Below are 6,499 nucleotides of genomic sequence, written 5' to 3'. Positions count from 1 at the left end.
TGCTGCTGCTGGTCGCGCTTTTTCCTGCGCGGCGACTGCTCGTCGGTGGCGGGTGCAGCCTGGCCGGCGGGAGCCTGCTCGGTCTGCTGCTGCTGGTCGCGCTTCTTCCTGCGCGGCTGCTGCTCGTCGGTGGCGGGCGCCGCCTCGCCGGCGGGAGCCTGCTCGGCCTGCTGCTGCTGGTCGCGCTTCTTCCTGCGTGGCTGCTGATCCTCGGCCGCGGGAGCGGACTGCTGGGCGGATTCCGTCTGCTGTTTCTGCTCGCGCTTCTTCTTGCGGAGCTGTTCCTCGTCGCTCTGCCCCTGGTCAGTGGGCGTGTCCTGCGCCAGGATGATCAGCGGTGTCCCCCCGCTTTGCATGGGGCCGAACGCGGCTGTCCCCTGAAGCGGGGACGCGCCTAACGGCGCGGATGCCATCAACAGGCCAAGGGCTGTGCCTGCCAGAATCCGTGGTTGGCGTTTCATCGAAATTCTCCTTGTGGGGTCCCATCCTTGCCGAAACCGCTTTTGACGAAATTGGTTCCAGTTGCCCATGGTTAGGGGGCGTACAGGGCTATTGGCCGGCCTTTTAAAGGCAACTTCATGTCATTCGGCCGGGTTCCGCCCTATTCCGGCTGTTGTCGCGCTTGACCTTGGCAGCGGCTGGGGCCACATGCCGGAAATGGAAACGCCGTTCTGGAAGACCAAGACGCTGGAAGCGATGAGCCCCACAGAGTGGGAATCGCTCTGCGACGGCTGCGGCAAGTGCTGTCTGTCGAAGCTCGAGGACGAGGACACCGGCGAAATCTACTGGACCAGCGTCGGCTGCCGGCTGTTCGACGCAGAAAGCTGCCGCTGTGCCGACTATGCCAACCGGCTGGCGCGTGTTCCCGATTGCGTCGGCCTGACGCCGCAGAATGTGCGCACCATCAGTTGGCTGCCGAGCACCTGCGCCTACCGGTTGGTGGCCGAGGGCCACGACCTTTACTGGTGGCACCGGTTGGTCTCGGGCAGTGCCGAAACCGTGCATGAGGCCGGCATCTCGATGCGCGGCCGGGTCAAGGCGAGCGAGACCGACCTTGCCGAACCGGAAGACTATTTCGACTACATGCTCGACGACGAACCCTGACGCGCGCAGAGGGGCCGGCGCTTTGCCCGCCGCATCACATGAACCGCGGATGAACAGCGAGTTCGTAAATAGTTCAGACAGGCCAGTGCATTCTCCCGCCATCGGTTTCACGAGGACGGGCGCGAGCCCGCGACAAGGAGAGAGAACCATGTATACCACCATCAAGACGGCAGCGCTTTCGGCTCTGGTCGGCCTCGGCACTCTGGCGGCCATCCCCGCCTACGCCGACAGCCTCTATCTCGGTTTCGGCAACAACAACGACCCGCGCTTCGGCGTCTATACCGGCGATGACGACGGCTATCGCCACCGCCGGGACGAGCGCCGCGACGACGAGCGCCGCGACGATTGGCGCCACGACGATTGGCGCCGCGGCTGCTCGCCGGACCGCGCCCTCGACAAGGCCGAGCGCATGGGGCTGCACCGTGCCCGCATCGTCGATGTCAACCGCCGCGTGGTCAAGGTGATGGGCCGTCAGTACGGCGACCGCATCGTCGTCGTGTTCGCCAACGAACGCGGTTGCCCGGTCATCTATCGCTGAAGAGATGATCTTCCGCAGATTGGTAGCGGCATGATCCTCTGCGAGGATTAGCAGCGGCATAATCCTCTGCGAGGATTAGCCGGGAGACCCTCTAGATGGTCGGTCTGGACACGCCATCTGCGATGGTCGGTCTGGGGGCATGATCTTCTGCGAAGATCAGCCTGGAGTAGCAGGGCCCCTGTCTATCGGACGGGTGCGGCTCGAAAAAACCTCGCGGGAGCGATCCCGCGGGGTTTTTCGTGCGTGCCAAGGGGTGACCGATGGCCGGCAGGACCGGCCATCGACTCAGCCGGTTACTTCAGTTCGAAGGTAACGGTGACCTGGACATTGTAGGAATTCTCGCCGGCCTGCACCGGCGCCGGGCCGGCCGCCGCGTCGAACGCCTTGGCGTTGATCGGCATCGGCGCCGGCCTGATGTTCTGATCCGTGATCTCAAGCACCCGGCCGAGACTGACACCCGCCGCCTGGGCCAGCGTCTTGGCCTTGGCCTCGGCGTCGGCGACCGCCTTCTTGCGCGCCTCGGTGACGGTGACCGCCGGATTGTCATTGGTGAAGGCAATGCCGCCGCCCTGGTTGACGCCGAGCGACACCGCCTTGTCGAGGATCTCGCCTGTCTTGTCGACGTCTCGTACCCGCACCGAGAGCGTGTTGGTCACCTGGTAGGCGACGAGTTCGGCGTCCTGGCCGCCGTCCGGCTTGTTGGTGTAGTTGTAGCGGGGGTTAATCTGGATGCCCGCTGTCTGCAGGTCGCGATCCTTGATGCCGGCGGCCTTCATCGCGGCGATCACGGCGGCCATGGCGTCATTGTTGGCGTCGAGTGCGGCGCGCGCCGTCTTGGCTTCGCGCATGACGCTGAGCGTCAGGATCGCCAGATCGGGCGCCACGGTTGCTTCGCCTTCGCCGGACACGATGATGCGGGGCGGCGTCGGCAGATCGGTGGCTCCAGCCATCGCCGGAAAAGCGATTGCAGCGGCGAGCGCGAAGGGCAAAAGATATCTGGTCATGAAAATCTCCTTGGTCTGCGATCAGGTCGCAGGGGTCGCGTAGAGCGCGATTATGGGTTGATTTGGGCGATCTGCGAAAGCCCGCCGGTAAAGCCTTGTGCCGCGATGCGAAAAACATTAATCCAGCCCGCGTGGGGCCTGTAGCTCAATGGTTAGAGCCGGCGGCTCATAACCGCTTGGTTGGGGGTTCGAGTCCCTCCGGGCCCACCATTATCGTTATTTATCAATGACTTACAGGTAGGTTCGCCAACAGGTTCGCCAAAAGGTTCGCCAAGTAGTGGTTTGCGGGTCACGAGACGCACGACTCGATCCATCCCCTGGACCGCCAGCCGTACCTGCGATGCCTCGCGCGAATAGAGCTCCGCATGATCGATATCGTCGTGCCCTAGTACGTCCATGAGCTGTCTGGTTGAGGCCTCGGCCTCCGCCAGATAAACACCGAGCGACTTCCTCAGACCATGTAGGGTCAGACCCTTCGGAAGACCGGCAAGCTTGCACCAATGCGCCATCATCCCAGTCAGTGATTTGGCGGAGAAGGGCTCACCATAGCCGTTGACCAGAACGGTCTCGCCGCGCCTGTCGGCTGCATCAAGGATCTCAGACAGCATCGGTGTGATCGGCACGAAAAGCCGTTTGCCACCTGTTCGTCCCTTGTTCTTGGCCTGAACGATATCAAACCCGTCGAGATGACGCTCGACACCATCGATCAAGACACTGCGGGTGACCCGCTGATCCCAGCGCAGGCCCGCGACGTCGCCGCGGCGGTTGCCGAGCCAAAGCGCCAAACCGTAGCAAGTGCGTGCTGCGGTGCCGAGCTGCCAACGGTTTTCGAATTGCGCCATCGCTTCGCGCGACCAGGCTTTCCAACCGGCATAGGCGGGCCGCCATTCGACCGCCGCAGTCGGATCGATTTCGATCCAATCTTGCCGCAGGGCGACATAGACCAGCTTGCGTATGCCCACCAGCAGGTGCTTGGCCTTATGGGGCGTGGCGATGAAGCGGCCAAGAAGCTCTTCAATATGGATACGTCTAAGGTTCTTAACCGCTACATCCCGCCACATGAGCGGGTGATCAGGGACCACTCGTAGTTCTAGAAATTCTTCGATCAGCCGCGTGTTCTTGCCCTTGCTGGCTTCGTCAAGCGCCAACCACTTGACTGAGATCTTCAACCGTTGAAAGGCCGCTCCGAATGTGTAGGGCAGGGCCGCTCCGGGCAGAAGGACGACGGGAGCCTTGGGAATCTTCCGGCCTTCGACCGCTGCTTGGTAGGCCTCCTTGAATCCCGGCTGATTGGGAGCTGGCAGACTAACCACACGCTCCTTCGTGCGATAGCGCCAGCGAACTTTGCCATGTCGGTCGGTGTAGGAGGAGAGGCCGGGATATTTGTCGGTCATGGTAGAATGAATCTATTCCCTGCGATGATTCCCTTGCAACAGGAAGTCGACGATATTCTCTTCATCGTCTCCCGGCAGATCGCCAAAGGCCGCTTCGAGTTTGAGCCGATCCCAAATCACGCGGCCGTCAACTTTCTTCGGCTTCGGCATGCGGCGATCAGCAACCATTTGGTCGAATTTGGTTATGCCCACGCCAACATATCGGGCGGCTTCTTCGCGTGAGAGACCGCGAGGAGGATAGGAGAGGGTGTCGCTTTTCATGACCTCTGCCCCGGTATGTGTCCACCTGTGGGCGGATTTCCGTTCCGAGATCAGGATCTAGATTGTATTAATCACCGTCGAAAGGGTGCCGATCAAGCTGTGCGGTAAATTGCGGTCAGGACGTATAAATAGGATGGTCGTGTGAGTTCGGGGGTTCGAGTCGAGAGAGCGCTACCGCCTTTCCCCCCATCCAACGACTTGCCAGTTCAGGATTCGTTGCTGCGGTTGAGCAGAGCCGTCTGCTGGTAATCAGTCCCGGCTCGCTCAATTGGCTCCGTTGTGACTGGCTGAGGTCTTGTCGACTAAGGCTTCACCTCGGCTTCGGCCAAGGCAGCAAACGGCGGTTTGCGGCCTGCGAAGAGGACTGCCAAGGAGGCACCGAGATCGCCTTCAGTCCGGCTAAGCCAAACCCATTGACATAGCGCAAAGACGTCGGAGGGCCCAGCTGCCACGATAATGCTATCTGAGGAAGGAACAGCGACCGTTGCAGAGCTCAATTGTGGCAAAATACGCCGAGGCTGGCCCGCCCTGGTACACCATCTATCCCGCTGCTCCGCATTTCTCAGCATCGGTCGGCGCCAAGGCTTGTGAGGAATGGCTGAGGCGCCTGCCTGCTAAAGAGCCCGTGTCGCTCTATCTCCATATTCCGTTCTGCCGATCGCTTTGCTGGTATTGCGGCTTCCCTACCACGGCCACTCGCCGGGATGCGCCGATCCTCGACTATCTGACGGTTTTGCGGGAAGAGATCCGTTTGGTCGCGGAGCAAGCGCCACAGGCGCTACCCGTCAGCGACGTGCACTTCGGCGGCGGAACGCCGACCCTGATCGGACCTGCGGGATTCCTGGCCCTGATGGAACTCCTGCGCCATCGTTTCGCGTTCAGGAAAACGGCTACGATCGCCATCGAGATCGACCCGCGCACATTCACGGGCGAAATGGCGGAAGCCTTAGGGACAGCCGGCGTGACCCGGGCGAGCCTCGGCGTGCAGAGCTTCGATCCCCTTGTTCAAAATGCGATTAATCGGGTCCAAACTGAAGCGCAGACGAAAGCTACGCTAGAGAGCCTGCGCCAGCACGGCATAAACTGCGTTAATGTCGACCTTGTCTATGGTCTCCCCAATCAGACCGTGCAGTCCTGTGTGCAGACCGCAGCCGCGGCGGTCGCCCTGCGCCCCGACCGACTTGCGGTGTTCGGCTACGCGCATGTCCCGATCTCCAGAAAAAACCAGCGCCTGATCGAAGAGGCCGCGCTGCCGGACATCGCTGCGCGCGCCGAACAAGCCGCGGCTGTGGCCGAGACATTGGTTACAGCCGGCTACCGCCAGATCGGACTTGACCACTTCGCCTTGCCGGACGACCAGCTCACGCTGGTGCAGCAAGCCGGTCGCTTGCGGCGTAACTCGCTGGGTTACTCAGCCGACACCCCCGAAACCGTGATCGGCTTCGGTGCGTCGGCCATTGGCCGTCTCGGAGATGGTTATGTCCAGAATGAAGTTGCAACCCGAACCTATAGCCGCAACATCAGAGCTGGCAGCCTGGCGACAGCAAAGGGCTGCCGACTCACCGGCGAAGACCGCGTCCGGGCCGCCATCATCGAGAGGCTGATGTGTGATCTGGAGGCCGATGTGCCAGCAATCTGTGCCGCCCACGGGTTTGACCCGATCCCTCTTCTCAATTCAGCTGAAGGGCTGGCCATGCTCGCCAAGGACGGAATAGTGGATATCAAAAGGGGGTGCATCCGCGTCAGGCAGGAGCACCGCTTTGTGACTCGGGCTGTTGCCGCCGCATTCGACACTTATCGACATCGCCCAGCCTGTTAGACCGGTCAAGGTGGGGAGCAGCCACAAGGGCATCACAGCTTGTCCTGATTGATACAGATCACCACTGGGAGGTAGCTAGACTAAGTGTGAGCTCATCCAGCCGACGAGAAATTGACCCTCTTTGCGCGTCGAAGAACACGATGGTATGGCGGGTGGAAGAGCGGGCGAGATCGTCATTCAGTCGCCATTGAGAATCTCGATGGGCGCCTACGTAGGACTCCCACCCCAATTTTGCACCGGTTCACATGCTTTGTTGGAGATCTGTATCTGATCAAATTTCATCCGCCGCAGCAGAGGGTGGCACAGCTGCGGCCGCTGCAGGTTGTCTCTGGCTGCGGCGACATCAACGTTCACAAGCCGGCGATCGCGGAGGGCGCTT

Annotated in this window: 6 protein-coding genes, 1 tRNA gene and 2 pseudogenes; 5 read left to right on the top strand and 4 right to left on the bottom strand. The window is 61.5% G+C overall.

Features of this window, described 5'->3' with window-relative positions; all coding sequences use genetic code 11:
- Positions 1–461 (bottom strand): annotated as a pseudogene (locus M653_RS0126375) (flagellar motor protein MotB); the annotation flags it as partial.
- 196 nt (positions 462–657) lie between these two features.
- On the opposite strand from M653_RS0126375, the gene M653_RS0126370 reads away from it, so the two are divergent.
- Positions 658–1,104, top strand: coding sequence for a YcgN family cysteine cluster protein (locus M653_RS0126370; protein ID WP_027146015.1), 447 nt, complete (start codon positions 658–660; stop codon positions 1,102–1,104).
- Positions 1,105–1,252: 148 nt separating this feature from the next.
- A complete protein-coding gene (locus tag M653_RS01000000133585; protein WP_027146014.1) occupies positions 1,253–1,642 on the top strand; it encodes a hypothetical protein in 390 nt (129 codons plus the stop codon).
- A 293-nt stretch (positions 1,643–1,935) separates the two neighbouring features.
- Here the strand turns inward: M653_RS01000000133585 and M653_RS0126360 are convergent, their stop codons facing one another.
- Positions 1,936–2,646 (bottom strand): SIMPL domain-containing protein, encoded by a 711-nt coding sequence (locus tag M653_RS0126360; RefSeq protein ID WP_027146013.1) that lies wholly within the window; start codon positions 2,644–2,646, stop codon positions 1,936–1,938.
- A 134-nt stretch (positions 2,647–2,780) separates the two neighbouring features.
- Between M653_RS0126360 and M653_RS0126355 the strand changes: the two genes are divergently transcribed.
- Positions 2,781–2,856: transfer RNA gene (locus M653_RS0126355), tRNA-Ile, on the top strand.
- Positions 2,857–3,047: 191 nt separating this feature from the next.
- On the opposite strand, the pseudogene M653_RS1000000137870 reads toward M653_RS0126355, so the two are convergent.
- Positions 3,048–3,431: pseudogene (locus tag M653_RS1000000137870) on the bottom strand (tyrosine-type recombinase/integrase); the annotation flags it as partial.
- Here M653_RS1000000137870 and M653_RS1000000137865 point away from each other — a divergent pair.
- Complete coding sequence (locus M653_RS1000000137865; RefSeq protein ID WP_027146012.1) at positions 3,333–3,734, top strand: hypothetical protein; 402 nt, start codon at positions 3,333–3,335, stop codon at positions 3,732–3,734. The pseudogene M653_RS1000000137870 and the gene M653_RS1000000137865 overlap by 99 nt on opposite strands.
- A gap of 318 nt (positions 3,735–4,052) precedes the next feature.
- On the opposite strand, the gene M653_RS1000000136110 is transcribed toward M653_RS1000000137865, so the two are convergent.
- On the bottom strand, positions 4,053–4,301 hold the full coding sequence (locus M653_RS1000000136110) for a hypothetical protein (RefSeq protein WP_084636889.1): 249 nt from the start codon (positions 4,299–4,301) through the stop codon (positions 4,053–4,055).
- A 484-nt stretch (positions 4,302–4,785) separates the two neighbouring features.
- Here M653_RS1000000136110 and hemN point away from each other — a divergent pair, with 484 nt between their 5' ends.
- Positions 4,786–6,120, top strand: coding sequence for an oxygen-independent coproporphyrinogen III oxidase (gene hemN, locus M653_RS0126340; protein ID WP_027146010.1), 1,335 nt, complete (start codon positions 4,786–4,788; stop codon positions 6,118–6,120).
- Positions 6,121–6,499: the final 379 nt, after the last annotated feature.

The sequence above is a fragment of the Mesorhizobium sp. WSM3626 genome, assembly GCF_000513935.1.
Taxonomy (GTDB): domain Bacteria; phylum Pseudomonadota; class Alphaproteobacteria; order Rhizobiales; family Rhizobiaceae; genus Mesorhizobium; species Mesorhizobium salmacidum.
This window is presented reverse-complemented; position numbering and strand designations above follow the sequence as displayed.

Excerpts from the sequence above, each read along its gene's own strand:
- M653_RS0126370 (WP_027146015.1), top strand. The coding sequence starts at position 658 with ATGGAAACGCCGTTCTGGAAGACCAAGACGCTGGAAGCGATGAGCCCC.
- M653_RS01000000133585 (WP_027146014.1), top strand. The coding sequence starts at position 1,253 with ATGTATACCACCATCAAGACGGCAGCGCTTTCGGCTCTGGTCGGCCTC.
- M653_RS0126360 (WP_027146013.1), bottom strand. The coding sequence starts at position 2,646 with ATGACCAGATATCTTTTGCCCTTCGCGCTCGCCGCTGCAATCGCTTTT.
- M653_RS1000000137865 (WP_027146012.1), top strand. The coding sequence starts at position 3,333 with ATGACGCTCGACACCATCGATCAAGACACTGCGGGTGACCCGCTGATC.
- M653_RS1000000136110 (WP_084636889.1), bottom strand. The coding sequence starts at position 4,301 with ATGAAAAGCGACACCCTCTCCTATCCTCCTCGCGGTCTCTCACGCGAA.